This is a genomic window from Streptomyces sp. NPDC048002 (assembly GCF_040653275.1).
GTDB lineage: Bacteria > Actinomycetota > Actinomycetes > Streptomycetales > Streptomycetaceae > Streptomyces.
In genome coordinates this window covers 26077-51705 of record NZ_JBEZNL010000007.1, presented here as the reverse complement: position 1 = coordinate 51705, position 25629 = coordinate 26077, and the positions used below count along the sequence as shown (strand labels likewise).

27 protein-coding genes are annotated in these 25629 nt (G+C 72.0%); 19 read left to right on the top strand and 8 right to left on the bottom strand.

Annotation, left to right across the window (positions count from 1 at the left end):
• Positions 1–75 precede the first annotated feature (75 nt).
• From AB0E07_RS12280 to AB0E07_RS12255, 6 genes are read left to right on the top strand one after another with little or no spacing between them, the layout of a single operon-like run.
• A complete protein-coding gene (locus tag AB0E07_RS12280; RefSeq protein WP_362249222.1) occupies positions 76–1704 on the top strand; it encodes an ABC transporter substrate-binding protein in 1629 nt (542 codons plus the stop codon).
• 6 nt (positions 1705–1710) lie between these two features.
• Complete coding sequence (locus AB0E07_RS12275) at positions 1711–2634, top strand: ABC transporter permease (protein ID WP_362249219.1); 924 nt, start codon at positions 1711–1713, stop codon at positions 2632–2634.
• Positions 2627–3604 carry an ABC transporter permease gene (locus AB0E07_RS12270; protein WP_362249216.1) on the top strand — a complete coding sequence of 326 codons (978 nt, stop codon included), beginning with the start codon at positions 2627–2629 and terminating at the stop codon, positions 3602–3604. Before AB0E07_RS12275 ends, AB0E07_RS12270 begins: the two co-directional genes overlap by 8 nt.
• Before the next feature lie 8 nt (positions 3605–3612).
• A complete protein-coding gene (locus AB0E07_RS12265; protein ID WP_362249213.1) occupies positions 3613–3774 on the top strand; it encodes a hypothetical protein in 162 nt (53 codons plus the stop codon).
• A gap of 3 nt (positions 3775–3777) precedes the next feature.
• Positions 3778–4761, top strand: a complete 984-nt coding sequence (locus AB0E07_RS12260) for an ABC transporter ATP-binding protein (protein ID WP_362249210.1) — start codon at positions 3778–3780, stop codon at positions 4759–4761.
• Positions 4754–5836: a dipeptide ABC transporter ATP-binding protein gene (locus AB0E07_RS12255; protein WP_362249207.1), complete on the top strand. Its 1083-nt coding sequence runs from the start codon at positions 4754–4756 to the stop codon at positions 5834–5836. Before AB0E07_RS12260 ends, AB0E07_RS12255 begins: the two co-directional genes overlap by 8 nt.
• Before the next feature lie 120 nt (positions 5837–5956).
• Here the strand turns inward: AB0E07_RS12255 and AB0E07_RS12250 are convergent, their stop codons facing one another.
• Positions 5957–8074: a prolyl oligopeptidase family serine peptidase gene (locus AB0E07_RS12250; RefSeq protein WP_362249205.1), complete on the bottom strand. Its 2118-nt coding sequence runs from the start codon at positions 8072–8074 to the stop codon at positions 5957–5959.
• A gap of 184 nt (positions 8075–8258) precedes the next feature.
• Between AB0E07_RS12250 and AB0E07_RS12245 the strand changes: the two genes are divergently transcribed.
• From AB0E07_RS12245 to AB0E07_RS12230, 4 genes are all read left to right on the top strand, one after another.
• Positions 8259–8453 (top strand): hypothetical protein, encoded by a 195-nt coding sequence (locus tag AB0E07_RS12245; protein WP_351923440.1) that lies wholly within the window; start codon positions 8259–8261, stop codon positions 8451–8453.
• A gap of 32 nt (positions 8454–8485) precedes the next feature.
• Positions 8486–9352, top strand: coding sequence for an N-acetyl-1-D-myo-inositol-2-amino-2-deoxy-alpha-D-glucopyranoside deacetylase (gene mshB / locus AB0E07_RS12240; protein ID WP_362249201.1), 867 nt, complete (start codon positions 8486–8488; stop codon positions 9350–9352).
• Positions 9349–9762, top strand: a complete 414-nt coding sequence (locus tag AB0E07_RS12235) for a DUF6113 family protein (protein WP_362249198.1) — start codon at positions 9349–9351, stop codon at positions 9760–9762. The genes mshB and AB0E07_RS12235 overlap by 4 nt, the downstream gene beginning before the upstream one ends.
• Before the next feature lie 195 nt (positions 9763–9957).
• On the top strand, positions 9958–12078 hold the full coding sequence (locus AB0E07_RS12230; RefSeq protein WP_362249194.1) for a hypothetical protein: 2121 nt from the start codon (positions 9958–9960) through the stop codon (positions 12076–12078).
• 37 nt (positions 12079–12115) lie between these two features.
• On the opposite strand, the gene AB0E07_RS12225 is transcribed toward AB0E07_RS12230, so the two are convergent.
• Together AB0E07_RS12225 and AB0E07_RS12220 are read right to left on the bottom strand one after the other, a co-directional pair.
• Complete coding sequence (locus AB0E07_RS12225; protein ID WP_362249191.1) at positions 12116–12967, bottom strand: transglutaminase-like domain-containing protein; 852 nt, start codon at positions 12965–12967, stop codon at positions 12116–12118.
• A 30-nt stretch (positions 12968–12997) separates the two neighbouring features.
• On the bottom strand, positions 12998–14038 hold the full coding sequence (locus AB0E07_RS12220; protein WP_362249189.1) for a GNAT family N-acetyltransferase: 1041 nt from the start codon (positions 14036–14038) through the stop codon (positions 12998–13000).
• Positions 14039–14148: 110 nt separating this feature from the next.
• On the opposite strand from AB0E07_RS12220, the gene fdxA reads away from it, so the two are divergent.
• Positions 14149–14469, top strand: a complete 321-nt coding sequence (gene fdxA, locus AB0E07_RS12215) for a ferredoxin (protein WP_362249186.1) — start codon at positions 14149–14151, stop codon at positions 14467–14469.
• Positions 14470–14583: 114 nt separating this feature from the next.
• The gene (locus tag AB0E07_RS12210) at positions 14584–15678 is read left to right on the top strand and encodes a bifunctional succinyldiaminopimelate transaminase/glutamate-prephenate aminotransferase (protein WP_362249183.1); all 1095 of its coding nucleotides are present in this window, start codon (positions 14584–14586) and stop codon (positions 15676–15678) included.
• A 71-nt stretch (positions 15679–15749) separates the two neighbouring features.
• On the opposite strand, the gene AB0E07_RS12205 is transcribed toward AB0E07_RS12210, so the two are convergent.
• Positions 15750–16247: an ATP-binding protein gene (locus tag AB0E07_RS12205; protein ID WP_362249180.1), complete on the bottom strand. Its 498-nt coding sequence runs from the start codon at positions 16245–16247 to the stop codon at positions 15750–15752.
• A gap of 310 nt (positions 16248–16557) precedes the next feature.
• Positions 16558–17526 carry a heavy metal transporter gene (locus AB0E07_RS12200; RefSeq protein ID WP_362249177.1) on the bottom strand — a complete coding sequence of 323 codons (969 nt, stop codon included), beginning with the start codon at positions 17524–17526 and terminating at the stop codon, positions 16558–16560.
• A gap of 83 nt (positions 17527–17609) precedes the next feature.
• Between AB0E07_RS12200 and dapE the strand changes: the two genes are divergently transcribed.
• Positions 17610–18689 (top strand): succinyl-diaminopimelate desuccinylase, encoded by a 1080-nt coding sequence (gene dapE / locus AB0E07_RS12195; RefSeq protein WP_362249175.1) that lies wholly within the window; start codon positions 17610–17612, stop codon positions 18687–18689.
• A 102-nt stretch (positions 18690–18791) separates the two neighbouring features.
• Positions 18792–19550, top strand: coding sequence for a TIGR00730 family Rossman fold protein (locus AB0E07_RS12190; RefSeq protein ID WP_362249172.1), 759 nt, complete (start codon positions 18792–18794; stop codon positions 19548–19550).
• A gap of 75 nt (positions 19551–19625) precedes the next feature.
• Here the strand turns inward: AB0E07_RS12190 and folP are convergent, their stop codons facing one another.
• Positions 19626–20486, bottom strand: coding sequence for a dihydropteroate synthase (gene folP / locus AB0E07_RS12185; protein ID WP_351923416.1), 861 nt, complete (start codon positions 20484–20486; stop codon positions 19626–19628).
• Between the two features lie 128 nt (positions 20487–20614).
• Here folP and AB0E07_RS12180 point away from each other — a divergent pair, with 128 nt between their 5' ends.
• Together AB0E07_RS12180 and AB0E07_RS12175 are read left to right on the top strand one after the other, a co-directional pair.
• A complete protein-coding gene (locus tag AB0E07_RS12180; protein WP_362249168.1) occupies positions 20615–20965 on the top strand; it encodes a DivIVA domain-containing protein in 351 nt (116 codons plus the stop codon).
• Complete coding sequence (locus tag AB0E07_RS12175) at positions 20962–21543, top strand: DNA-3-methyladenine glycosylase I (protein ID WP_362249165.1); 582 nt, start codon at positions 20962–20964, stop codon at positions 21541–21543. The genes AB0E07_RS12180 and AB0E07_RS12175 overlap by 4 nt, the downstream gene beginning before the upstream one ends.
• A 31-nt stretch (positions 21544–21574) precedes the next feature.
• Here AB0E07_RS12175 and AB0E07_RS12170 read toward each other — a convergent pair whose 3' ends face one another.
• A complete protein-coding gene (locus AB0E07_RS12170) occupies positions 21575–22366 on the bottom strand; it encodes an enoyl-CoA hydratase-related protein (RefSeq protein WP_362249163.1) in 792 nt (263 codons plus the stop codon).
• A 342-nt stretch (positions 22367–22708) separates the two neighbouring features.
• Here AB0E07_RS12170 and AB0E07_RS12165 point away from each other — a divergent pair, with 342 nt between their 5' ends.
• Positions 22709–22876, top strand: coding sequence for a DUF3117 domain-containing protein (locus AB0E07_RS12165; protein WP_003966491.1), 168 nt, complete (start codon positions 22709–22711; stop codon positions 22874–22876).
• A gap of 83 nt (positions 22877–22959) precedes the next feature.
• Here AB0E07_RS12165 and AB0E07_RS12160 read toward each other — a convergent pair whose 3' ends face one another.
• On the bottom strand, positions 22960–23658 hold the full coding sequence (locus tag AB0E07_RS12160; protein ID WP_362249648.1) for an O-methyltransferase: 699 nt from the start codon (positions 23656–23658) through the stop codon (positions 22960–22962).
• A gap of 234 nt (positions 23659–23892) precedes the next feature.
• Here AB0E07_RS12160 and sigE point away from each other — a divergent pair, with 234 nt between their 5' ends.
• Positions 23893–24588, top strand: a complete 696-nt coding sequence (sigE, locus tag AB0E07_RS12155) for an RNA polymerase sigma factor SigE (RefSeq protein ID WP_362249160.1) — start codon at positions 23893–23895, stop codon at positions 24586–24588.
• A complete protein-coding gene (locus AB0E07_RS12150) occupies positions 24585–25541 on the top strand; it encodes a zf-HC2 domain-containing protein (RefSeq protein ID WP_362249157.1) in 957 nt (318 codons plus the stop codon). Before sigE ends, AB0E07_RS12150 begins: the two co-directional genes overlap by 4 nt.
• The last annotated feature ends 88 nt before the right edge of the window (positions 25542–25629 follow it).

Sequence of the window (25629 nt, the reverse complement as noted above, 5' to 3'; positions counted from 1 at the left end):
GACTTGCGTTGATATTTACGGTTAACGGTCCAGTGCTGCGGCGCTGGAGGCAGCGCAGTCATGAGGAGGCACTCCATGCGTGGAGCCACGCACGCCAAATGGGCCGCATGCGCGGCGGTGGTAGCGCTCGCGGCGACCGGCTGCGGCGGCGGCGACGGGGACAGCGGCGGCGACAGCAGCGCCGTGCTCAGCTCCTCCTGGGGCGACCCGCAGAACCCGCTGGAGCCCGCCAACACCAACGAGGTGCAGGGCGGCAAGGTCCTCGACATGATCTTCCGAAGCCTGAAGAGGTACGACCCGGAGACCGGCGAGGCCCAGGACATGCTCGCCGAGTCCATCGAGACGACCGACTCGCAGAACTTCACCGTCAAGATCAAGGACTGGACCTTCAGCAACGGCGAGAAGGTCACCGCGAACTCGTTCGTCGACGCCTGGAACTACGGCGCCAGCCTGAAGAACAACCAGAAGAACGCGTACTTCTTCAGCTACATCGACGGCTACGACAAGGTCCACCCCGAGGACGGCAGCGAGCAGACCGCCGACACCCTCTCCGGACTGGAGGTCGTCGACGAGAAGACCTTCACCGTCAAGCTCAACCAGAAGTTCTCGACCTTCCCCGAGACCCTCGGCTACCCGGCCTACGCCCCGCTGCCGCAGGCGTTCTTCGACGACCACGACGCCTGGCTCAGCAAGCCGGTCGGCAACGGCCCCTACACGATCGACTCCTACGCCAAGGGCTCGCAGATGTCGCTGCGCGTCTGGGACGACTACCCCGGGGACGACAAGGCGGAGAACGGCGGGGTCGACCTCAAGGTCTACACCGACAACAACACCGCCTACACCGACCTGCTGGCCGGCAACCTCGACCTCGTCGACGACGTGCCCGCGGCCCAGCTGAAGAACGTCCAGGCCGACCTCGGCGACCGCTATCTGAACACCCCCGCCGGCATCATCCAGACGCTCGCGTTCCCGTTCTACGACGACAACTGGAACAAGCCCGGCATGGAGAAGGTCCGCACCGGGCTCTCCCGCGCCATCGACCGCGACCAGATCACCGAGACCATCTTCCAGAAGACCCGCACCCCGGCCACCGACTGGACCTCCCCGGTGCTCGGCGAGGACGGCGGCTTCGAGGAGGGCTTCTGCGGCGACGCCTGCGAGTACGACGCCGCGGCGGCCAAGAAGCTCATCGAGGAGGGCGGCGGACTCCCCGGCGGCCAGGTCAAGATCACGTACAACGCGGACACCGGCTCGCACAAGGAGTGGGTGGACGCCGTCTGCAACTCCATCAACAACGCCCTCGACAACGAGAAGGCGTGCGTCGGCAACCCGGTCGGCACCTTCGCCGACTTCCGCAGCCAGATCACCGACCTGAAGATGAGCGGCCCGTTCCGCGCGGGCTGGCAGATGGACTACCCGCTCATCCAGAACTTCCTCCAGCCGCTCTACTACACCAACGCCTCCTCCAACGACGGCAAGTGGTCCAACGAGGAGTTCGACAGCCTCGTCGACCAGGCGAACGCCGAGACCGACACCGCCAAGGCCGTCGACACCTTCAAGGACGCCGAGGCCGTCGTCCGGGACAACATGGCCGCCATCCCGCTCTGGTACCAGAACGGCAGCGCCGGCTTCTCCGAGCGGCTGTCCAACGTCAAGCTCAACCCGTTCAGCGTCCCGGTCTACAACGAGATCAAGGTCGGCTGAGCGCCCATGGGACGGTACGTCGTCCGGCGCCTGCTCCAGATGATCCCCGTCTTCATCGGGGCGACCCTGCTGATCTTCCTCATGGTCAACGTGATGGGCGACCCCATCGCGGGACTCTGCGGCGACCGGCAGTGCGACCCGGCGACGGCCGCCCAGCTGGAGAAGGAGTTCGGCCTCGACAAGCCGGTGTGGCAGCAGTACCTGACCTACATGGGGAACGTCTTCACCGGCGACTTCGGCACCGCCTTCAACGGGCAGCCGGTCACCGAGCTGATGGCCTCGGCGTTCCCGGTGACCATCCGGCTGACGATCGTGGCGATCCTCTTCGAGATCGTCATCGGCATCACCCTGGGCGTCATCACCGGCCTCAAGCGGGGCCGGCCCGTCGACACCGGGGTGCTGCTGATCACCCTCGTGGTGATCTCGGTCCCCACCTTCGTCACCGGTCTGCTCCTCCAGCTCCTGCTCGGCGTGGAGTGGGGCTGGATCAAACCGTCGGTCTCCACGGACGCGACCTTCGGCGAGCTGATCGTGCCGGGCCTGGTGCTCGCCTCGGTCTCCCTCGCCTATGTCACCCGGCTGACCCGGACCTCCATCGCGGAGAACAAGCGGGCCGACTACGTCCGCACGGCCGTCGCCAAGGGCCTGCCCCGGCGCCGGGTGATCACCCGGCATCTGCTGCGCAACTCGCTGATCCCCGTCGTCACCTTCATCGGCACCGACATCGGCGCCCTGATGGGCGGCGCCATCGTCACCGAGCGGATCTTCAACATCCACGGCGTCGGCTACCAGCTCTACCAGGGCATCCTGCGGCAGAACACCCAGACGGTGGTCGGCTTCGTGACCGTCCTGGTGCTGGTCTTCCTGATCGCCAACCTGCTCGTCGACCTCCTCTACGCCGTACTCGACCCGAGGATCCGCTATGCCTGAGCAGCCCCACGACGACGGAGCGATCGCCCCGACGGGTGCGGGCGGCGCCATGGACCTCGCGGCGGCCGAGGGCGAGACGCTCGAGAAGACCCCTGGCGGTCCCGAGGGCACCGGACCGCAGGAGAAGCCCCGCTCCCTGTGGTCCGACGCCTGGCGCGACCTGCGCCGCAACCCGGTCTTCATCATCGCCGGGCTGGTCATCCTCTTCCTGGTCTTCATCTCCCTGTGGCCGGGCTCCATCACCTGGATGAGCCCCCTCAAGTGCGACCTGGCCAAGGCCCAGCAGGGCTCCCAGCCGGGCCACCCCTTCGGCTTCAACGGACAGGGCTGCGACGTCTACACCCGGACCGTCTACGGCGCCCGGACCTCCGTCGCCGTCGGCGTCTGCGCCACGCTCGGCGTCGCGATCCTCGGCGGCGTCCTCGGCGGGCTCGCCGGGTTCTTCGGCGGAGGATGGGACTCGCTGCTGTCCCGGCTCACCGACATCTTCTTCGCCATCCCCGTCGTCCTCGGCGGACTCGTACTGCTGTCGGTGGTCACCAGCAACAGCATCTGGCCGGTCATCGGGTTCATGGTGCTGCTGGGCTGGCCGCAGATCTCCAGGATCGCCCGCGGCTCGGTCATCACCGTCAAACAGAACGACTACGTGCAGGCCGCCCGCGCGCTCGGCGCCTCCAACTCCCGGATGATGCTCCGGCACATCTCGCCCAACGCCGTCGCCCCGGTGATCGTCGTGGCGACCATCGCGCTCGGCACGTACATCTCCCTGGAGGCGACCCTCTCCTACCTGGGCGTCGGGCTGAAACCGCCCAGCGTCTCCTGGGGCATCGACATCTCCGCCGCCTCCCCCTACGTACGCAACGCCCCGCACGCCCTGCTGTGGCCCTCGGGCGCCCTGGCGGTCACCGTCCTGGCCTTCATCATGCTCGGCGACGCGGTCCGCGACGCCCTCGACCCGAAGCTGAGGTGACGTCAGCCATGACCTGGAAAGCGCCCGGCCCGACCGGCGCACCCGCCGCCCGCCCGGCGGCCGCCCCCGGTCGGGACCGCCGTCCGGGCGGCCGGATCCCCGGCACCGAATCCGCGCACGCCGTCCGCGAGGACCCCGTCCGCGACGCCCTCGACCCGAAGCTGAGGTGAGACGTGCTCCTCGAAGTGCGTGATCTGCACGTGGAGTTCCGGACCCGGGACGGGGTCGCCAAGGCGGTCAACGGCGTCAACTACGCGGTCGACGCGGGGGAGACGCTCGCCGTGCTCGGCGAGTCCGGCTCCGGCAAGTCGGTCACCGCGCAGGCGATCATGGGCATCCTCGACATGCCCCCGGGCCGGATCACCTCGGGCGAGATCCTCTTCCAGGGTCAGGACCTGCTGAAGCTGAAGGAGGAGGAGCGCAGGAAGATCCGCGGCGCCGGCATGGCGATGATCTTCCAGGACGCGCTGTCCTCCCTGAACCCCGTGCTGAGCGTGGGCGACCAGCTCGGCGAGATGTTCACCGTGCACCGGGGCATGTCGAAGAAGGACGCCCGCGCCAAGGCCGTGGAACTGATGGACCACGTCCGCATCCCGGCCGCCAAGGAGCGGGTCAAGCAGTACCCGCACCAGTTCTCCGGCGGTATGCGCCAGCGCATCATGATCGCGATGGCGCTCGCCCTGGAGCCCGCCCTGATCATCGCCGACGAGCCGACCACCGCCCTCGACGTCACGGTCCAGGCCCAGGTGATGGACCTGCTCGCGGAGCTGCAGCGCGAGTACCACATGGGCCTGATCCTCATCACCCACGACCTCGGCGTCGTCGCCGACGTCGCCGACCGGATCGCCGTCATGTACGCGGGCCGGATCGTGGAGTCCGCGCCCGTGCACGACATCTACAAGGCGCCCGCCCACCCCTACACCCGGGGCCTGCTCGACTCCATCCCGCGCCTGGACCAGAAGGGACAGGAGCTCTACGCCATCAAGGGCCTGCCGCCGAACCTGATGCACATCCCGCCGGGCTGCGCCTTCCACCCCCGCTGCCCCATGGCCCAGGACGTGTGCCGCACCGACGAACCGCCCCTGTACGAGGTGACCGATTCGGACCAGGACCGGGGCAGCGCCTGCCACTTCTGGAGGGAGTGCCTCCATGGCTGAGCCCATCCTGGAGGTCAGCGGCCTGGTCAAGCACTACCCGCTGACCACCGGAATCCTCTTCAAGAAGCAGGTCGGCGCCGTGAAGGCCGTCGACGGCGTCGACTTCCGGCTGGACCGGGGCGAGACCCTCGGCATCGTCGGCGAGTCCGGCTGCGGCAAGTCGACGGTCGCGAAGATGCTGGTCAACCTGGAACGCCCGACGGCCGGTTCGATCATGTACAAGGGCGAGGACATCGGCAAGCTGTCCGGCAAGGCCCTCAAAGCCGTGCGCCGCAACATCCAGATGGTCTTCCAGGACCCCTACACCTCGCTCAACCCCCGGATGACGGTGGGCGACATCATCGGGGAGCCCTACGACATCCACCCCGAGGTGGCCCCGAAGGGCGACCGGCGCCGCCGGGTCCAGGAGCTGCTGGACGTCGTCGGCCTCAACCCCGAGTACATCAACCGCTATCCGCACCAGTTCTCCGGCGGCCAGCGCCAGCGCATCGGCATCGCCCGCGGGCTGGCGCTGCGCCCGGAGATCATCGTCGCCGACGAACCGGTCTCCGCGCTGGACGTCTCGGTGCAGGCCCAGGTCATCAACCTGCTGGACCGGCTCCAGAAGGACTTCGAGCTCTCCTACATCTTCATCGCCCACGACCTGTCGATCGTCCGGCACATCTCCGACCGGGTCGGGGTGATGTACCTGGGCCGGATCGTGGAGACCGGCAGGGACGCCGAGATCTACGACCACCCCACGCACCCCTACACCCAGGCGCTGCTGTCCGCGGTCCCCGTGCCCGACCCGGAGGCCCGCGAGCACCGCGAGCGGATCATCCTGGCAGGCGACGTCCCGTCCCCGACGAACATCCCCTCCGGCTGCCGCTTCCGCACCCGCTGCTGGAAGGCCCAGGAACGCTGCGCCCAGGAGGTCCCGGTGCTCGCCGTCCCGGCGCCCTTCCGGGCCGTGGAGGGGCCCGCCGCCCACGACTCGGCGTGCCACTTCGCGGAGGAGAAGCAGGTCGTGCCGTCGGAGGAGCCACCGCCGCCGCAGCCGCCGCAGGAGCCCGGCGAGCCGCCGACTCCTCGGTAACAAGGAGGCAACTCCCTTGACGCGGTTCCGATATACGGACGCGTCAGTCTGAACAACGTACGGCCGTGCGGGTGCCGTAAACGGACCGGGGTGCGCCATGTCACCCCGGTCCGTTGCCGTTTACCGCAGTCCCAGGGAGCGCTTGAGGAAGTCCACCTGGAGCAGCAGCAGGTTCTCCGCGACCTGTTCCTGGGGCGTCATGTGGGTCACCCCGCTCAGCGGGAGCACCTCGTGCGGGCGGCCCGCGGAGAGCAGGGCCGAGGAGAGCCGCAGCGAGTGCGCGACCACCACGTTGTCGTCGGCCAGGCCGTGCACGATCATCAGCGGCCGGTGCGGCTCCGCCGGGGACGACAGCCCCTCGTCGGTCACCAGCGAGCTGTGCGCGTACACCTCGGGCCGTTCGGCCGGGTCGCCCAGGTACCGCTCCGTGTAGTGGGTGTCGTACAGCCGCCAGTCCGTGACCGGGGCGCCCGCGATGCCGGCGTGGAAGACGTCCGGGCGGCGCAGCACCGCGAGGCCCGCCAGCCAGCCGCCGTACGACCAGCCCCGGATGGCGACCCTGGAGAGGTCGAGCGGGTGGGTCCGGGCGAGGTCCTGGAGGGCGTCGACCTGGTCGTCGAGGCTGACGGTCAGGTCGTGGTGGATCTCCTTCTCCCACTCCGGCGAGCGGCCCGGAGTGCCCCGGCCGTCCGCGACGACCACCGCGAACCCCTGGTCGGCGAACCACTGGGAGGTGAGCATCGCGTGGTGCGCGGCGACCACCCGGGGCCCGTGCGGGCCGCCGTAGGGGTCCATCAGGACCGGCAGGGAGGTGTCACCGCGGTAGTCCGATGGCATAAGCACGGCGCACGGGACACGACGTGCGCCCCCCTGGGTGAGCGTCACGCGCGGGGACAGACCGGGATCTTCCGCATGCGAAGGGACGGTGGCGGTCTGCTTCCCGTCCCGGTACACCCGCACGCGTGCCCCCGGCCGGTCGAGCGAGGAGGACACCAATACGGTCACGCCCCCGGCGCGTACCGCGGAGTGCACGCCGGGCTCCTGCGAGACGCGCTCCACTCCGAGTTCGTTCACCCGGTACACGTGCACCTCGCCGATCTCCGGGTCCGCCGCCGCCTCCCCGGCCGACGCCGAAACCAGCACGTCGTCGTCGGACACGTCCAGCACCGCCCGTACGTGCAACTGGGCTCCGGTCAGGGGCCGTTCACCCACCGCGAGGACCCGCGCGCCGCCCTCGTCGACGATCCGCACCAGCCGCCCGGAAGGGCTCCAGCAGGGCACCCCGGGGAAAAGTTCCAGCCAAATTGGATCTTCGTCCGCGTGCACCATCCGGGTCGCCCCCGACTCCGGGTCCACGGCGAGGAACAGCTGGCTGCGCTGGTCGCGCGCCTGTACGAGCAGCAGCGGCGCACCCGCCGCTGACCAGTGCACATGCGCCAGATACGGATAGCGGGCGCGGTCCCACATCACCTCCGTGCGCTCCCCGTCCAACGTGACGACGAACAGCCGCACGTCCGCGTTGGCGGTGCCCGCCGCGGGGTAGCCCACCCGCTGCGGCTCGCGCTCCGGGCGGGCCGGATCGGAGATCCACCAGCGGCGCACCGGCGTGTCGTCGACCCGCGCCACCAGCAGCCGGTCCGACTCCGGGCCCCACCAGAAGCCCCGCGAACGGCCCATCTCCTCGGCCGCGATGAACTCGGCCAGACCGTAGGAGACCTGCGCCGACTCCTCCCAGGCGAGCGTGCGCTCCCCCTCGCCGTCGACGTCCACGACATGCAGGGCGCCCTGGGCGACGTAGGCGACTCGGCGTCCGTCGGGGGAGGGGCGGGGGTCGATCACCGGCCCCCGGGACGGGAGTTCACGTGCCGTCCCGGCCCGCAGCTCGGCCAGGAAGAGCCGCCCTGACAAGGCGAAAGACGCCAACTCCAGGGCCGCGTCGGTGGCGTAGCCGACGATGCCGGCCCCGCCCTCGCGGCTGCGTTCACGCCGGGCGCGCTCCTGCGCGGAGAGCTGTTCCGTCGAACCGCCCAACAGGGCCTGCGGATCGGCGGCCACGCGCTCCCGGCCGCTGTCGGTGTCGAGCACCCACAGCGCGTTCGCCCGGTCCGTACCGGAGGGGGAGCGCAGGAACGCGACCCGCGAACCGTCGGGCGCCACGCTGAACGCGCGTGGCGCGCCGAGGGTGAACCGCTGGGTACGGGCGTGCCGTCGGGGGAAGGAGTCGGACCTCGTCGTCATGGACCGACCATATTGGCCATGCGCCCCCTTGTGCGGCCGTGCGCCGACCGATGCGCGCGTACGGATAGTTATGATCGCTAGCGCATAGTGGGTATGAACCTGCTGGCCGTTCAATGGATTTATCTGCCCCCGGTTCCATGAGGACCGACCCCCGCGTCCCTGGGTTCTTTGGAGGTGAGCCGCCGTGGCACTCTCGATTTCGGCGGTGGTGCTGCTGGCGATCATCGTCTTCTTGCTGATCAAGAAGTCGGGACTGAAGGGCGGGCATGCGGTCGTCTGCATCCTGCTCGGCTTCTACCTCGCCTCGTCCACCCTGTCGCCGACGATCAGCGATCTGACCACCAGCGTGGCCAGCATGATCGGCAGCATCAAGTTCTGATCGCACCGGGGCCTCCCCCTTAGGGTGGCCCCATGACGGAACTGCCCTCCCGGCGTCTGCTGCTGGTGCACGCGCACCCGGACGACGAGTCGATCAACAACGGCGCGACCATGGCCGCGTACGCCGCCGAGGGCGCCCGGGTGACCCTGGTCACCTGCACGCTCGGTGAGCGCGGCGAGGTCATCCCGCCGTCCCTCGCGCATCTGTCGGGCGCCGCCCTCGGCGGGCACCGGCTGGGCGAGCTGACCGCCGCCATGCGCGAGCTGGGCGTCGACGACTTCCGCCTGCTGGGCGGCGCGGGCCGCTACTGCGACTCCGGGATGATGGGCCTGCCCGACAACGACGACCCCGACTGCTTCTGGCAGGCCGACGTCGACGAGGCGGCCGGCCTCCTCCTGGACGTGATCCGCGAGGTGCGCCCCCAGGTCCTGATCACCTACGACGACAACGGCGGCTACGGCCACCCGGACCACATCCAGGCCCACCGGGTCGCCATGCGCGCCGCCGAGCGCGCCGCCGAGGCCGGCCTGCCGATCGACAAGGTCTACTGGAACCGGGTCCCGCGCACCGTCGGCGAGCAGGCGTTCGCCCGCCTCAAGGACGCCCTGCCGTCCCTGCCCTTCACCCGGACGGCCGAGCTGGACGACGTCCCCGGGGTGGTCCCCGACGAGCGGATCACCACCGTGATCGACGGCACCGCGCACACCGCGGCCAAGACCGCCGCGATGGCCGCCCACGCCACCCAGATCACCGTCAGCGGCGAGTACTTCGTCCTCTCCAACGAACTCGCCCAGCCCGTCCTCACCACCGAGTACTACGAGTTGGTGCGCGGCGAGGCCGCCGGGGCGCCCGAGACCGACCTGTTCGCCGGAATCGCCGGGACCGGGGAGGCGCGATGAAGAACGAACAGACCCCCCTGCTCGCCCAGCCCCTGAGGATCCCCTCCCTGGCGCGCGGCGCCCTCTACCTCGGCCTGTTCGCGCTCGGCGCGGTCGTCGGAGCCGCGGGCGCGCTGGTCCAGAGCGCCTGGTTCCCCCTCGGACTGCTGCTCGCGCTCGCCGGTGAGGCCGGGCTCTGCCTCGGCGGCGGACTGGCCGCCCGCAGCCGGGCCGGGGCCGTCGCGCCCGCCGCCGGCTGGATGCTCGCCGTCATCCTGCTCACCACCAGCCGCCCGGAGGGTGACTTCGTCTTCGCCTCGGACGGCGGCTCCTACATCTTCCTGCTCGGCGGTATGGCCGCCGCTGTGATGTGCGCCACCCTCGCGCCCACGCGGCAACCGGACGGCGGTCAGGTCCGACTTGGCAAGTGACGTACCACTTCGCCGCACCGCGCGCGTGGGAGTCCGGTGTGGAATTCCCCGGCGGTCGTGGGATACGGGCCAGAAGTGGCCAGTATGGTGGTGCGCGCCGCCGAGCCTCCCTCAGCCTCGAACCACCTCGGCCGGGGGGACCCCCACTCGCGTGAAGGTCGAAACGGGCGGCGGAGCCAACCGGGAGAACCTGCCTTGAGTCGTGAAACTGACAGTCCGTCCTCCGGGCCCAACGGGCGCGGCGGAGCCGCCTACCCCTCGGGCACGCCGCCTTACGGGACGCCCGCGGTTCCCGACGGCGGTCCGGACGCGGGCCGTTCGGCCGCGCAGCCGGAGGAACGCAAGACCGAGACGACGCTGACGACCCGGATCCGGATCAACATCCCGGGCTCACGGCCCATTCCGCCGGTCGTCGTGCGCAAGCCCGTCACGGACAAGCCCGCCGAGGCGGGCGCCCCCACCGTGGCCGAGTCGTCGGCGCCGGGTGCCGCAGCGCCCACGCGCGCCCCCGAGCCGCCCGCCGAGCCCGCGCCCGCGGCCGAGGAGAAGCCCAGCGACTGGTTCGCGCCCCGCAAGTCCGGCGCCCCCAAGAGCACTCCGGCCGCAGGTCAGAGCAACGGGGCCGGTGCGCCCGCGGGTTCCGCCGGCACCGGCGCCGCGCCCTCGGCCCCGCGGCCCGGCGCGGGTGCGGCCGGGTCGGCGCGGCCCGCAGGTGTCGTCGGCGGCATGAACGCGCAGGGCGGCCCCCGCCCCGGCGCCACGGGCGGCCCGGGGCCCGCGGGCGCCACCGGCGGTCCCGTCGCGCCCGGCCACGGCGGCGGCACCGGCTCCTTCGACGTCACCGAGGCGCTGGCCGCCGGTCCGCTGGGCAACGGCTCCCGGCCCGCCGAGGAGCCGCGCCGCGACGACCTGCCGTACTTCTCCGGCAACGGCGGACAGAACGGCTACCCGGCGCCGGGCGTCCCCGGCGGCCCGAACGGCGGCCCCCTGGGTCCCGGCGGCCCCGGCGGCTTCAACGGACCGGGCGGTCAGCAGGGGCCCGCGGGTCCGACGACCGGTCCGGTGACCGGCGACGGCCCGATGGTTCCGCCGATCGGCGGCCCGGCGACGGGCGGTATGCACGTCCCCGGCGGCGGCCTGAGCGACGACACCGCCATCCTCACCCCGCAGAAGCCGGCCCCCGAACCGGGCACCCCCGGCTACGGCAACCCCGCCGACAACGTCTCCGGGCACACCGTCACCAGCGGTATCCCGGTCGTGCCGCCCGCCGCCCAGGACTTCGGGGCGGACGCCCCCACCGACAGGCCGCTGCCGCACACGCCGCCGAAGCTCCCCGAGCCGGTCACCCGGCCCGCGGCCCCCGCGCCGAAGAAGAAGGGCCGCGGCAAGCTGGGCCTGCTCACCGGCGGTGTGATCGTCCTGGCCGGCGGTCTGTACGGCGCCGGCCTGCTGATGAACCACTCCGACGTGCCCAAGGGCACCACCGTGCTCGGCGTCGACATCGGCGGCGGCACCCGGGACGACGCGGTCGAGAAGCTCGACGGCGCCTTCGAGAAGCGGGTGAACCAGGCCCTGAAGCTGACGGTCGGCGACAAGACCGTCCAGCTCAAGCCGGACCAGGCGGGCCTCCAGTTCGACGCCGCGGCCACTGTCGGCGAGGCCGCGCAGAGCGACTACAACCCCGTCTCCGTGATCGGCTCGCTGTTCGGTCAGGAACGCGTCGTCGAGCCGGTCATGCCGGTCGACGAGGAGAAGCTCCAGGCGGCCCTGGAGAACGCCGCCGGCGGCTCCGGATCGAGCACCGACGGCACGATCAAGTTCACCTCCGGCAAGGCCGTCGCCGTCTACGGCAAGGCGGGCCAGGGCATCGACGTCGCCCGGTCGACGGACGCGGTGGTGCGGGCGTACCGCACGCAGGTGGAGACGGGCACGGCCCCCGCGATCACGGTCGCGACGACCGAGCGGCAGCCCACCATCTCCGACGCCGAGGTCGACCGCGAGATGAAGGAGTTCGCCACGCCCGCGATGTCGGCCAACGTCATCGTGCGGACGGACGCCACCCGCTTCATCGAGTTCAGCCCGGAGAACTCCCTGTGGAAGTTCCTCAGGGTGAAGGCCGTGGACGGCAAGCTCGTCGACAACCCGGACCTCAACGCGCTCAAGCAGCTCTACGGCAGCACCTTCGACGGAGTGACGATCACCCGGGGCAACGGCGAGAAGACCGCCGTCACCCCGCAGGACGTCTACGCCGCCCTCCGCCAGGCCCTGCTGAGCAGGACCGAACGCGACGCCACCATCGAGACGAACCCCAGCTAGCTGCCCCGGGGCACCCGGCGCGACCCGGGTGCCCCGCTCAGTTCAGCATCGCCCGCGCCGAGTGGGCCTGTTGCCGGACCCGGCCCGCCGTCGGGGCGTCGACCGCCTCCACCACCTCGGCGTACGCCTCCAGTTCCGCCGCGCCCTTCACGAAGTCGCCGCGCTGGACCAGCAGTTGCGCCCGCTCGTAGCGCAGCCGCGCCGGGTGCGAGGGCAGGAGCAGGGCGAGTTCGACCGCCCACAGCGACACGTCCGAGCGTTCGGGGCGGGCCGCGGCCCAGGCGCGGACGTTGTTCAGGATCCGCGAGACCACCTCCAGCGGAGTCGCGGGAACCAGCATCGACGGCTCCAGAGCCGTCCCCGTCGAGCCCGCCACGAGCAGTTCCGCGTCGGTTCCGGTCAGGGCCAGCCCGCCGTTGAACGGGTCCGCGAGCACCTGCTCGTCCGGGTCGCCGAAGCCCACCACGAAGTGCCCCGGCAGGGCCACGCCGTACACCGGAGCCCCGGCCCGGCGCGCGACCTCCGTCCACACCACCGAGAGCAGGATCGGCAGCCCCCGTCCGCGCCGCAGCACCTCGTGGAGCAGCGAGGACTCCAGGCGCTGGTAGTCGCCCGGCGCGCCGTGGAAACCGAGCCGTTCGCCGAGGAGCTCGCGCAGCGCGGCGGCCCAGGCGCGGGGTCCGCCGGGGCGGAACGGCAGCAGGCCCGCCAGCCGGTCCAGCTCCATCTGCGCGCCGTCGATGCCCGTCTCGTCCAGGGCGCCGTCCGCCTCGGCGCCGATCAGCAGGCACAGCGTCGACAGGTCGGGCCGCTCGCAGCGGGCCTCCTCGGCGAACCGGCGCCGCAGTTCGAGCGAACGTTCGGGCGGCGGGGGGTAGGGGGGACGCATAGCAGGCTCGTGCCCTCTCACGGCGATCGGTTACCGGCCCGAGCCGGAGTTCCCCGGCTCGCGGTAGTGGTGGTACGCGTGGTGCGCCGAGAATCCGCTCCCGGAGTACAGCGCCCGCGCTCCGGCGTTGTCGCTCTCCACCTGGAGCCAGCCCGCCGACGCCCCCTCCTCCAGGGCGCGCCCGGCCAGCGCGCTCATCACGGCGGAGGCCAGCCCCCGCCGCCGCATCGCGGGATCGACCTCCACGGCGGCGAACCCCGCCCAGCGGCCGTCCACGACGCACCGTCCGATCGCCGCGGGCGCGTCCCCCGGACCGGGCACGCTCGCGAACCACACCGAGGGCCCGCTTCCCAGCACCGTCAGGGCCACCTCGCTCAGCCCCTTGCGCCGGTAGCGGGCCAGCCACGCCTCGTCCGCCGTCCGGGAGAGCACCACCTCGGCCTGCTCCTCCCGGTCCGCGAGCGGCGCCAGCGCCCCGATCCACAGCTCGGCGGAGACCTCACGCACCCAGTCGCGCCGCTCCAGCTCCGCGCAGAGCAGCTCCTGCGTGCCCTCGGCGCCGGTCGCGGTCTGCACATAGGCGGGCAGACCGCGCTCGCCGTACCAGCGGCGCACGGCGGCCAGGGCCTCGTCGAGGGGCAGGCCGGGGTCGCCCAGCGGCAGCACGGAGTTGGCGCGCCGGGTGAAACCGGCGGCGGCCCGCAGCTCCCAGTCGCCGAGCCGCTCGCTCTCCACCGGGCGCCACGCCCGGGCGGAGACACGCGCGAGCTCCTGGTAGGAGGCGGCGGGGCCCCGCCGCCGGGCCGGGGCGCTCGGTACGACCTTGCCCGCGACCAGCGACGATTCCGCGATGCGGACGGTCTCACCGGTCTTCCGTGTGATCAGCAGCACACCGTCGTCCCAGGATGCGAGAACACCCACCGTGTCGGTGAACTTCTCACCCCCGCGCGCCGGATCGTCCAGACGTCGTACAGAGACTCGTTTGCCCACGTCAGCAGCGGTGATGCGGACCTCAAGTCGCCCCGTCGCAGAGATTTCCACAGGTCGGTTCACCCCTCCTGTTCGGATCATGCCCAAGAACGGAGATACTAGGGGCGGGCATCGACGACGCCGCGCTCCCGCGCGCCAGGCGGCGGAGCCTGCGGAGGCCCGCCAGCGCCCTATCGAGGAGGAACGACAGCGTGACCTACGTCATCGCGCAGCCTTGTGTCGACGTCAAGGACAAGGCGTGCATCGAGGAGTGCCCGGTCGACTGCATCTACGAGGGCTCCCGGTCCTTGTACATCCACCCGGACGAATGCGTCGACTGCGGCGCCTGTGAGCCGGTCTGCCCGGTCGAGGCGATCTTCTACGAGGACGACACTCCGGAGGAGTGGAAGGACTACTACAAGGCGAACGTCGAGTTCTTCGACGAGCTCGGCTCGCCCGGCGGCGCCAGCAAGCTGGGTCTGATCGAGCGCGACCACCCCTTCGTCGCCGCTCTCCCGCCGCAGGCCGAGTAAGCACGCAGGCGGCCCGCACAACTGTGCCGCCTCGGTCCCGCACGTCCGGCCGTCCCCGGTCGCCGTGCGGGGCCGAGGCGTTCGCCGTTCGGACGAGAAAGTGAGCCAGATCCAGTGTCAGCAGTCTCCGACCGTCTCCCCGCCTTCCCCTGGGACAAGCTGGCGCCGTACAAAGCCACGGCTTCGGCCCACCCGGGCGGCATCGTCGACCTGTCGGTCGGCACCCCGGTCGACCCGGTGCCCGAGCTGATCCAGAAGGCGCTGATCGCGGCGGCCGACTCGCCGGGCTATCCGACGGTGTGGGGCACCCCGGAGCTGCGGGACGCGCTCACCGGCTGGGTGGAGCGCCGGCTGGGCGCCCGCGAGGTGACGCACCGGCACGTCCTGCCGATCGTCGGCTCCAAGGAACTCGTCGCCTGGCTCCCCACCCAGCTGGGCCTCGGCCCCGGCGACCGCGTCGCGTACCCGCGCCTGGCCTACCCGACCTACGAGGTCGGCGCCCGCCTGGCCCGCGCCGGGTACGAGGTCTACGACGACCCCACCGAGCTGGACCCGCGCGGCCTGAAGCTGCTGTGGCTGAACTCCCCGTCGAACCCCACGGGCAAGGTGCTCCCCAAGGAGGAGCTGACCCGGATCGTCGCCTGGGCCCGGTCCCACGGCGTCCTGGTCTTCTCCGACGAGTGCTACCTGGAGCTGGGCTGGGACGCCGACCCGGTCTCGGTGCTGCACCCGGACGTCAACGGCGGTTCGTACGAGGGCGTCGTGGCCGTCCACTCGCTCTCCAAGCGCTCGAACCTGGCGGGCTACCGCGCGGCCTTCCTCGCGGGCGACCCGCAGGTCCTCGCCCCGCTGCTGGAGATCCGCAAGCACGGCGGCATGATGACCTCCGCCCCGACCCAGGCGGCCGTGGTCGCCGCCCTGGGCGACGACGAGCACGTCCGGATCCAGCGCGAGCGCTACGCCGCCCGGCGCGACGCCCTGCGCGCCGCCCTGACCGGCCACGGCTTCCGCATCGAGCACAGCGAGGCCAGCCTGTACCTGTGGGCCACCCGCGGGGAGTCCTGCTGGGAGACGGTGGCGCACCTGGCCGGGCTCGGCATCCTGGTGGCCCCCGGGGACTTCTACGGCGAGGCCGGCGCGAGCCATGTGCGCGTGGCCTTCACGGCCACGGACGAGCGCGTCCGGGAGGCCGTCCGTCGGCTCGCCTGAGACACCGGCACGCATGCCGAAGGGGCCCGGGGTTCGACCCCGGGCCCCTTCGCCGTACGCGGCGCGGGCGGTCAGCCGCCGAGCGGCAGGCCCTGGACCGGGAGGGAGCCCGCCGAGGGCAGCCCGCCCTTGGTCAGCGACTCCGTGGGCAGCGACTCCGTGGTCAGCGACTCCGTGGGCAGCGACTCGGTGGGCAGGCCGCCCTTGGTCGCGGAGGCGGCGGTGTCGCCCAGGATGTCCCCGGCCGTGCCGGCCGCCTCACCGGCGGTCTTCTGCGCGGCCGGCGTGGCCTTCTTGACCGCCTTGCCGCCGGTCTTGCCCGCGGCCGGCACCGACGTGCCGACCGCCTTGCCGCCGGCCTCCCCGGCCAGCCCGGTGACGTTCTGCGCGGCACCGTCGACGGCGTTGCCGACGCTCGCCCCGTCCAGGGCGGTCAGACCTCCGAGTCCGGGCGTGGCGGGCAGGGCCGGGGCCGCGCTCGCGGAGCCGGCCGCACCTACCCCGGCGGCCGCTCCCGCAGCGACGAGCAGCGCGGCACGGGCGATACGGCGGGTCAGGGGGAGGGTCATGTTGCTCCTTCGACGAGTCTTCCGGTGCGATCTGTCCGTCCGCGACCGGAGTCGATCTCCGGCCTCGGACGCAGTGACTACCGCTCGAAGTCCGCGAAGGTTGCGGCGGGATAACGTAAAGAGTTGGCAATGCGTCGCATTATCTGCTGTGGATAAAAACGGGCAAAGAGGCCCCGTCGGGAAAGCGCGCGGAATCCTTACAGCCCTTTGTTCTCAAGGGTTCCGCGGGAATCGACCACACCCGGGCGGAAAGCGTCACGGCGTGTCGGCCGCCGCCGCCCCCGCCAACCCTCGCGGAGGACCGCCCGCACTAGTGCGCGGTCACGATCCGGACCGACCCCGTGCCCCGCTCGGCCCCGGCGGCACCCTCGGACTCCAGCGCGCGCCACTGGCTGTCGGTGTTCCCGGCCGTCCACTCGCGCCCGGCGTACGACACCCGCTCGATGCGCAGCGCCGAGGCGTTGGCCACGGCCCAGTGCGCGAGCTGCCAGCCGCGCTCCGCCGCGTCCCGCTTGCCGCCGTCCGAGGCCACCGGCAGATCGAGCGTGCGTCCGTCGCCGTCGCCGTCGTCTTCGGGGGAGGCGCTCGGCCCGGACTCCTCGCCGACCACCGCGCCCGCCGACTCCAGCACGTCCTGCCCGAAGTCCCGCGCCAGCGCGTCCCGGACCGGCGCCGTCCCGGTGACCGGGGTCGTGCCCGGCCGGCCCTCGCAGGTCAGCGTCGCCGCCGAGCGGCCGGTCAGGGCGGCGGCCAGCAGCGTGGCGTCCGGCTCGTGCTTGGCGTACGCGTCCGGGAAGCCGCTGCGCTGCACGCGCTGGGCGGCCACGGTGAGGGGCAGCTCGGTGTAGTCCTCCACCTTCACCAGATGGTCGTAGAAGATCCCCGCCGCGTAGGTCGGGTCCATGATCTCCCGCTCGGTGCCCCAGCCCATCGAGGGCCGCTGCTGGAACAGGCCCAGCGAATCCCGGTCACCGTGCTCGATGTTGCGCAGCGCCGACTCCTGGAGCGCGGTCGCGAGGGCTATGGTCACGGCCCGCTCGGGCAGTTCGCGTCCGGTGCCCACCGCGGCGATCGTCGCCGCGTTCACCGCCTGCTCCGGAGTGAACTCGTACTCCGTGCCGTCTCCGTCGGCGGAGACGACCCGGCAACCGGGCGCCCCCGCGCCCCCGGTCACGTACTGCACGGCGAGATAGCCCGCGACGGCGAGCAGGACCACGAGAGCCGCCCCGAAACGGAAGAGGCGGCCGCGGCGTCTGGGGGTGGGGGACGGCTCAGGCACGCGTACAAGGTACTGGAGAGTAGAGCGTCCGCCGAGGCCCGTGCGAAAACTGTGCGCAGGCCCAGGACGCTAGGGTCGGAGCCATGCCCGATACCCCGCTTGACCTCACGCTGGACGCCGCCCGCCTGACCGCGGCACTCGTCGACTTCCCGTCCGAGAGCGGAACCGAGAAGCCGCTCGCCGACGCGATCGAGTCCGCCCTGCGGGCCCTGCCGCACCTGAGGGTCGACCGGTACGGCAACAACGTCGTGGCGCGCACCGACCTCGGGCGCGCCGAGCGCGTGATCCTGGCCGGCCACATCGACACCGTGCCGATCGCGGACAACGTCCCCTCGCGGCTCGACGACGACGGCGTCCTGTGGGGCTGCGGCACCTGCGACATGAAGTCCGGGGTGGCGGTACAGCTGCGCGTCGCCGCCACCGTCCCCGCGCCCAACCGCGACCTCACCTTCGTCTTCTACGACAACGAAGAGGTCGCCGCACACCTCAACGGTCTGCGTCATGTGGCCGAGGCACACCCCGACTGGCTCGCGGGCGACTTCGCGGTGCTGCTGGAGCCCTCCGACGGCCAGGTCGAGGGCGGCTGCCAGGGCACGCTGCGGGTTCTGCTGAGGACCAAGGGCGAGCGGGCGCACTCGGCGCGCGGCTGGATGGGCTCCAACGCGATCCACGCGGCCGCCCCGATCCTGGCCCGGCTGGCCGCCTACGAACCGCGGTGGCCGGTCATCGACGGCCTGGAGTACCGCGAGGGCCTGAACGCGGTCGGCGTGTCGGGCGGGGTCGCGGGCAACGTCATCCCCGACGAGTGCGTGGTGACCGTCAACTTCCGCTACGCCCCCGACCGCACGGAGGAGGAGGCGCTGGCCCATGTCCACGAGGTGTTCGCGGACTGCGGGGTGGCCGAGTTCGTGGTGGACGACCACAGCCCCGGCGCCCTGCCCGGCCTCTCCCACCCGGCGGCCGCCGCCTTCATCGAGGCCGTCGGCGGCACCCCGATGCCCAAGTACGGCTGGACCGACGTCTCCCGGTTCTCCGCCCTCGGCGTCCCCGCCGTGAACTACGGTCCCGGCAACCCGCACCTGGCCCACAAGCGGGACGAGCGGGTCGACACGGCGAAGATCCTCGCGGGCGAGGAACGCCTGCGGGCGTGGCTCACGGCCTGAGCGCCCACGCAATGCGGGGATGCCGGACATGCCGATGTCCCCCGTCCGTAACCCGCGTAGATCTACGCTGAGGTGGAACAACCGCAAGCGGAGGGAGCGCACATGGCTACCGGGAACCCCGAGGGCAGGAAGCAGCCGCCGGAGGAGCAGCGCCTGGGACCCGTACTCCGACGGCGGAGCCAGGTCACGGCGAGTACGACCGACCAGCGCCTGCTGGACGCCGGCGGCCCCTCGGACTGGGTCCACACCGACCCGTGGCGTGTCCTGCGCATCCAGTCGGAGTTCATCGAGGGCTTCGGCACGCTCGCCGAGCTTCCCCCGGCGATCAGCGTGTTCGGCTCGGCCCGCACGCCGGCCGACTCGCCGGAGTACGAGGCCGGGGTGCGGCTGGGCCGGGGCCTGGTGGAGGCGGGCTTCGCCGTCATCACCGGCGGCGGCCCGGGCGCCATGGAGGCCGCCAACAAGGGTGCCTGCGAGGCGAAGGGCATCTCGGTCGGCCTGGGCATCGAGCTGCCCTTCGAGCAGGGGCTCAACCCCTACGTCGACATCGGCCTGAACTTCCGGTACTTCTTCGTCCGGAAGATGATGTTCGTCAAGTACGCCCAGGGCTTCGTGGTCCTGCCCGGCGGCCTGGGCACCCTCGACGAACTCTTCGAGGCCCTCACCCTGGTCCAGACCCAGAAGGTCACCCGCTTCCCCATCGTCCTCTTCGGCACGGAGTACTGGGGCGGCCTGATCGACTGGCTGCGCACCACCCTGGTGGCGCAGGGCAAGGCGTCCGAGAAGGACCTGCTGCTCTTCCATGTCACCGACGACGTCGACGAGGCGGTGGCCCTGGTCTCCAAAGAGGCGGGCCGCTGACGGACCGGCACGGACGCGGGGCGGGCCTCCTCGGCCCGCCCCGCACCCGTGTCCGCGCATGCCGCGCGGGAATCGCTAGGCCAGCCCGCGCCGGGCCACGGCCGGCGGCCGGTGTCCCGCGATCGAGGCCACCATGTCCACCACCTGGCGGGTCTCCGCGACCTCGTGCACCCGGTACACCTGGGCGCCCAGCCACGCCGAGACGGCCGTGGTCGCCAGCGTGCCGACCACCCGCTCCTTCACCGGCCGGTCCAGCGTCTCGCCGACGAAGTCCTTGTTGGACAGCGACACCAGCACCGGCCAGCCGGTGGCCACCATCTCCTGGAGCCGCCGGGTCGCCTCCAGGCTGTGCCGGGTGTTCTTCCCGAAGTCATGGCCGGGGTCGATCATCACCGACTCCCGGGGCACCCCCAGCGCCACGGCCCGCTCGGCGAGTCCCACGGTCACCCGGAGGATGTCCGCCATGACGTCGTCGTACGTCACCCGGTGCGGCCGCGTACGGGGCTCCGCGCCCCCGGCGTGCGTGCACACCAGGCCCACCCGGTAGCGGGCGGCCACCTCCGCCAGCCGCGGATCCACCCCGCCCCAGGCGTCGTTGAGGACGTCCGCACCGGCCTCGCAGACCGCCTCGCCGACCTCGGCCCGCCAGGTGTCCACGCTGATCACGACATCCGGGAACCGCCGCCGCACCTCCGCGACGAAGCCCACCGTGCGCCGCGCCTCCTCGGCCGCGGACACCTCCTCGCCGGGGCCCGCCTTGACGCCGCCGATGTCGATGATGGCGGCGCCCTCCGCCACGGCCCGCTCCACGCGCGCGAGGGCGGGTTCGTCGTGGAACGTCGCCCCCTGGTCGTAGAAGGAGTCCGGGGTCCGGTTCACGATCGCCATGATCACCGGCTCGTGCGTGTCGAACTCACGCCTGCCCAGCCTGAGCATCCCCTGTGAACCTCTCCCGTACGTGCTGATCATCGGCCGCCTGCGACCCTAACCGCCAGACTCGCATGGCACGATCGGACCCTGACACACTCGACCGCACACTTGCACCGACCGTGGGGACCTCAGCGATGGTTATGTTCTTGTTCCTGGTCGTCGCGCTCGCCGTCGTGGTCGCCGCGGTGACCCTCGCGGTGGTGGGCGGCGGCGAGGGCGGAGGCCCGCTGCCCGAGGCCGTGCCCCAGCGGCTCCACGACCCGCTCCCGCTCGACCGCCCGGTGGGCCGCTCCGACGTCGACAGCCTCCGCTTCCCGCTCGCCGCCCGCGGCTACCGCATGTCGGACGTCGACGACGCGCTCAGCCGGCTGGGCGCCGAACTCGCCGAGCGCGACGCCCGTATCGCCGATCTGGAGTCCGCGCTGGCCGGCGCCCGGGCCGGGTCGCCGGTCTCCATGGAGAAGCCCGAGCAGGAGGACCGGTGACCGACGGAGCGGCCCTGGCCGGCCCCGACGGCGCCCGGCGCTGCCCCTGGGCGCTGTCCACGCCGGACTACGTCGCCTACCACGACGACGAGTGGGGACGCCCGGTCCACGGCGACGACGCCCTCTTCGAGCGCCTGTCCCTGGAGGCCTTCCAGTCGGGGCTGTCCTGGATCACGATCCTGCGCCGCCGTCCCGGCTTCCGCGCGGCCTTCGCCGGGTTCGGGATCGAGAAGGTGGCCGCCTTCACCGACGAGGACCGCGACCGCCTGCTCGCCGACGTGGGCATCATCCGCAACCGGGCCAAGATCGACGCCACCCTCGCCAACGCGCGCGTGCTGGCCGACTGGACGGACGGCGAGCTGGACGAACTGATCTGGTCGCACGCCCCGGAGCCCGGCCCGGCCCCGAAGACCCTCGCGGACGTCCCGGCGATCACCCCAGCCTCCAAGGCCCTCTCCAAGGCGTTGAAGGCGCGGGGCCTGAGATTCGTCGGACCCACCACCGCCTACGCGCTGATGCAGGCGTGCGGCCTGGTCAACGACCACCTGGCGGACTGCGCCGCCCGGGACCGACGGTAGACCGGACGGCCCTGGGCGGCGGTCCTGAGGGCTACCGGCCCAGGTACTTCGGCTTCTCCTTGGCGACGAAGGCGCGCACCGCGATCGCGTGGTCCTCCGAGGCCCCGGCCCGCGCCTGGAGCTCGTCCTCCTTCTCCAGCGTCTCGGCCAGCGAGTGGGAGAACCCGAAGGCCACCGCCTCCTTGATCGCCGCGTACGCCACGGTCGGCCCCTCGGCCAGCGCGCGGGCCACGTTCTCGGCCTCCTCGCGCAGCGACCCGGCGGGCACCACCCGGTTGGCGATCCCCAGGTCGAGGGCCTCCTGCGCCTTGACGCTGCGCGGGAACAGCAGCAGATCGGCGGCGCGCCCGGGACCCACCACACGGGGCAGCGTCCAGGAGATCCCCGAGTCCGCGGTCAGCGCGACCCCGGCGAACGAGGTGTTGAAGGCGGCGGTATCGGCCACGACCCGGTAGTCCGCAGCCAGCGCGAAGCCGAACCCCGCTCCCGCGGCGACGCCGTTCACCCCGGCGACCACCGGCTTGGCCATCTCGGTGAGGGCGCGGGCGATCGGGTTGTAGTGCTCGCGCACGGTGCTCATCACCTGACCGGACCCCTCGGCGAGCAGCCCGATGTGCTCCTTGAGGTCCTGGCCCACGCAGAAGGCCCGGTCACCGGCGGCGGTCAGCAGCACGGCCCGCACCGAGGAGTCCGCGCCCGCCGTGGTCACGGCCTCCCGCAGGGCGACCTTGGTCTCGATGTTCAGCGCGTTCATCGCCTCGGGGCGGTTCAGCGTGATCGTCGCGAGTCCGTCGCTCACCTCGTAGAGCACGGTGTCGGCCATGGCGTATCCCCTCCGGTGTCGCGGCTCATGTCTCAGGACAGCATGGCGGAGATCGCCGGGAGCGCACGTGTGACCTGCGTCAAAGAAATCGAGCCCGTTTCCGTCCGGCGGACGTCCGTGCGGTGGCGCAGTATCGCAGTCACATCCCCGAATTGAGTGGTTTTGCTCGCGCGCGTTGCCCAAGCGATGCCTACCGATGTTGGTCATCGGGTCCTGGGATGCGGGATAATGGCTGGGAAGCAATGTGTTCGATGCCGGTGTCGCGTGTCCTTCGGGGACCGCGCATGCCCTCCGTGGGGCCGTCGGCTTGACGATGAGCTGGTTTCAGGAAGGGGAACGAGCATGGCGGCCATGAAGCCGCGGACGGGCGATGGCCCGCTCGAGGTGACCAAGGAGGGGCGGGGCATCGTCATGCGCGTTCCGCTCGAAGGCGGCGGTCGGCTCGTCGTCGAGCTGACCCCTGACGAGGCCGACGCGCTCGGCGACGCCCTCAAGAAGGTCGTCGGCTGACGCGGAAGCGACCATACCCTTTCAGCTGCCCCGGCATCCCATGAGGTGCCGGGGCAGCTGTTTGGGGGCCTCCCGGAGCCGGGTCAGCGCTTGACGGCGCAGAGCAGCCCGTCGCCCACCGGCAGCAGCGAGGGCACCAGGTCCGGGCTCTCCCGCACCGCGCGCAGCAGCTCCCGCAGCCGGACGACCTCCGTCGGCTGCGGCCCCGAGTCGACCGTACGGCCGTGGGCGAAGACGCCCTCGAAGACCACCAGGCCACCCGGACGCAGCAGGCGCAACGATTCAGCGAGGTAGTCGAGGAACTCCAGCCGGTCGCCGTCGCAGAACACGAGGTCGTAGCCGGCGTCCGCGAGCCGGGGCAGTACGTCCAGCGCGCGGCCGGGAATGAAGCGGGCCCGGTTGCTGGCGAAGCCGGAGGCGCGGAAGGCGTGCCGGGCGAACTGCTGGTGCTCCGGCTCGGGATCGACGGTGGTCAGGACGCCGTCCGGACGCATGCCGTGCAGCAGGTGGATACCGGAGACACCGGTGCCGGTGCCGATCTCCGCGACCGCTTTCGCGTCCACGGCGGCGGCGAGCAACCCCAGCGCGGCGCCCGTGCCGGGCGACACCGAGCGCAGCCCTGCCTCCCGGGCCCGGTCACGGGCCCAGCGCAGCGCGTCGTCCTCGGCGACATAGGCGTCGGCGAACGCCCAGCTCGTCTGCCGGTTGCCGGTAATGACCCTCTCCTGTCCCCGTGGTTGCCTGGGCGTGACTGTATCCGCTGCCGCTGGGAACCCGCAGATGGGACCAGGCGTTTAGAGGGGTGGGAGACGACAGGGGGGACACGGTTGGATCACGACGGCGGGGCGGAGGGCGAGCACATGCTGACGCAGTCGCATGAGCCGTATCAGCCCAGATCAAATTCTCGTAAAACCGCTTATCCGGAGCTAACGGGCGAGGTGGCTATGGTAGGGGCTCCGCTGGACACCACCAGAGCCGACAGGGGAGGTGCGGCCGCGCCTGTGGATCGGGGAGGAGTGCTCCGGCGCTTTCTCGGATCGGCGGGCAAGCCGAAATCCGTGAACGACACCGCTGCTGACCACGCCGACGACTACGCCCAGACCGCGACCTTCTCCACCGACGCGGACGGGCAGGCGTGGACTCCGCCCACGTGGGAGGAGATCGTCAGCACGCACAGCGGCCGCGTCTACCGCCTCGCGTACCGCCTCACCGGCAACCAGCACGACGCCGAGGACCTCACGCAGGAGGTCTTCGTCCGGGTCTTCCGCTCGCTGTCCACGTACACGCCGGGCACCTTCGAGGGCTGGCTGCACCGCATCACCACCAACCTCTTCCTGGACATGGTCCGGCGCAAGCAGCGCATCCGCTTCGACGCCCTCGGCGAGGACGCGGCCGAGCGCCTGCCCAGCCGTGAGCCGTCCCCGCAGCAGGTCTTCAACGACGCGCACTTCGACGCCGACGTCCAGCAGGCCCTCGACACCCTCGCGCCCGAGTTCCGCGCCGCCGTCGTCCTGTGCGACATCGAGGGGCTCTCCTACGAGGAGATCGCCGCGACCCTCGGCGTCAAGCTCGGCACCGTCCGCTCCCGGATCCACCGCGGCCGCTCGCAGTTGCGCAAGGCCCTGGCGCACCGCTCCCCGGAAGCCCGGGCCGAGCGCCGGTCCTTCGTGCCATCGGTGCCCGCGCTGGGGGGAGGGGGCGCGACCGCGTGACTGGAACCCGACCCGAATCCGGCGAGCGCCGTCTCGCCGAACAGCATCTCGGTGACCGCCTGTCCGCCCTGGTGGACGGAGAACTCGGTCATGACACGCGCGAGCGCGTCCTCGCCCACCTGGCCACCTGCGCCAAGTGCAAGGCGGAGGCCGACGCCCAGCGCCGACTGAAGAACGTGTTCGCGGAGGCGGCCCCGCCGTCGCCCTCGGAGAGCTTCCTGGCCCGCCTCCAGGGCCTGCCGGGCGGGGACCCGGGCAGCGGGGGCTCACCGTTCGGCGCCGGTGCCCTCGGCGGACTCTCCGACCAGCCCGCCGGCGGTGTCTTCGGCATGGGCCGGGGCGAACGCTTCGAGTTCGGCTACGTCCCCGCCGGCCCGCACGCCCCGGCGCTCACCGGCGGCACGGCCGGCGGCTTCCGGGTGCATCCCGTGGGCCGCCCCGACACCGACCGGTCCTCGCGCGGGCTGCGGTTCGCCTTCGCCGCGGCCGGAGCGGTGTCGCTCGCCGCCATAGCGCTCGGCGGCGTCACCACCGGTGTGGCCCCCGAGACGGACACCCGCGGCTCGGGCTCCGGCAGCAATGTGACCCCGGCCCGCAGCCAGGGCAGCGGTGCCGCGACGAGTCCCGACAGCCAGCGCCGCCGAGGTGTCGGACCGCTGCTGGCCCACGGCCAGGGGCAGCGGGCGACCGGTGACTCCCAGGCCGCGCCGACCTCGGTGTCCGCGCCCCTGCTGCCCGGAGTGCCCGCCCCGGGCACGGACTCGCCCACCGCGTCGGCGGGCGCGACCGCGGTCTCCCCGCTGATACGTCCGCTCAGCGCCACTCCGCCGCTCACCCTGACCTCCTGGCACACCGCTCCCGAGGTCATGACCCCGGGACTGCTCGCCGCACCCGTCCCCGAGGCGACCGCCTCCCCGTCCGCCTCCACCGCCCCCACGGGCACCAACCGCTGACCCGGCCACTGCGCGGCGGCCCGCGAACCTGGTTGAATCCGGGGTGGGCCGCGCCCAGGGCAGTTGCCGGGCGCGGAGGCGGAGTTCT

Excerpts from the sequence above, each read along its gene's own strand:
- AB0E07_RS12280 (WP_362249222.1), top strand. The coding sequence starts at position 76 with ATGCGTGGAGCCACGCACGCCAAATGGGCCGCATGCGCGGCGGTGGTA.
- AB0E07_RS12275 (WP_362249219.1), top strand. The coding sequence starts at position 1,711 with ATGGGACGGTACGTCGTCCGGCGCCTGCTCCAGATGATCCCCGTCTTC.
- AB0E07_RS12270 (WP_362249216.1), top strand. The coding sequence starts at position 2,627 with ATGCCTGAGCAGCCCCACGACGACGGAGCGATCGCCCCGACGGGTGCG.
- AB0E07_RS12265 (WP_362249213.1), top strand. The coding sequence starts at position 3,613 with ATGACCTGGAAAGCGCCCGGCCCGACCGGCGCACCCGCCGCCCGCCCG.
- AB0E07_RS12255 (WP_362249207.1), top strand. The coding sequence starts at position 4,754 with ATGGCTGAGCCCATCCTGGAGGTCAGCGGCCTGGTCAAGCACTACCCG.
- AB0E07_RS12250 (WP_362249205.1), bottom strand. The coding sequence starts at position 8,074 with ATGACGACGAGGTCCGACTCCTTCCCCCGACGGCACGCCCGTACCCAG.
- mshB (WP_362249201.1), top strand. The coding sequence starts at position 8,486 with ATGACGGAACTGCCCTCCCGGCGTCTGCTGCTGGTGCACGCGCACCCG.
- AB0E07_RS12235 (WP_362249198.1), top strand. The coding sequence starts at position 9,349 with ATGAAGAACGAACAGACCCCCCTGCTCGCCCAGCCCCTGAGGATCCCC.
- AB0E07_RS12225 (WP_362249191.1), bottom strand. The coding sequence starts at position 12,967 with ATGCGTCCCCCCTACCCCCCGCCGCCCGAACGTTCGCTCGAACTGCGG.
- AB0E07_RS12220 (WP_362249189.1), bottom strand. The coding sequence starts at position 14,038 with ATGATCCGAACAGGAGGGGTGAACCGACCTGTGGAAATCTCTGCGACG.
- AB0E07_RS12205 (WP_362249180.1), bottom strand. The coding sequence starts at position 16,247 with ATGACCCTCCCCCTGACCCGCCGTATCGCCCGTGCCGCGCTGCTCGTC.
- dapE (WP_362249175.1), top strand. The coding sequence starts at position 17,610 with ATGCCCGATACCCCGCTTGACCTCACGCTGGACGCCGCCCGCCTGACC.
- AB0E07_RS12190 (WP_362249172.1), top strand. The coding sequence starts at position 18,792 with ATGGCTACCGGGAACCCCGAGGGCAGGAAGCAGCCGCCGGAGGAGCAG.
- folP (WP_351923416.1), bottom strand. The coding sequence starts at position 20,486 with ATGCTCAGGCTGGGCAGGCGTGAGTTCGACACGCACGAGCCGGTGATC.
- AB0E07_RS12180 (WP_362249168.1), top strand. The coding sequence starts at position 20,615 with ATGGTTATGTTCTTGTTCCTGGTCGTCGCGCTCGCCGTCGTGGTCGCC.
- AB0E07_RS12170 (WP_362249163.1), bottom strand. The coding sequence starts at position 22,366 with ATGGCCGACACCGTGCTCTACGAGGTGAGCGACGGACTCGCGACGATC.
- AB0E07_RS12165 (WP_003966491.1), top strand. The coding sequence starts at position 22,709 with ATGGCGGCCATGAAGCCGCGGACGGGCGATGGCCCGCTCGAGGTGACC.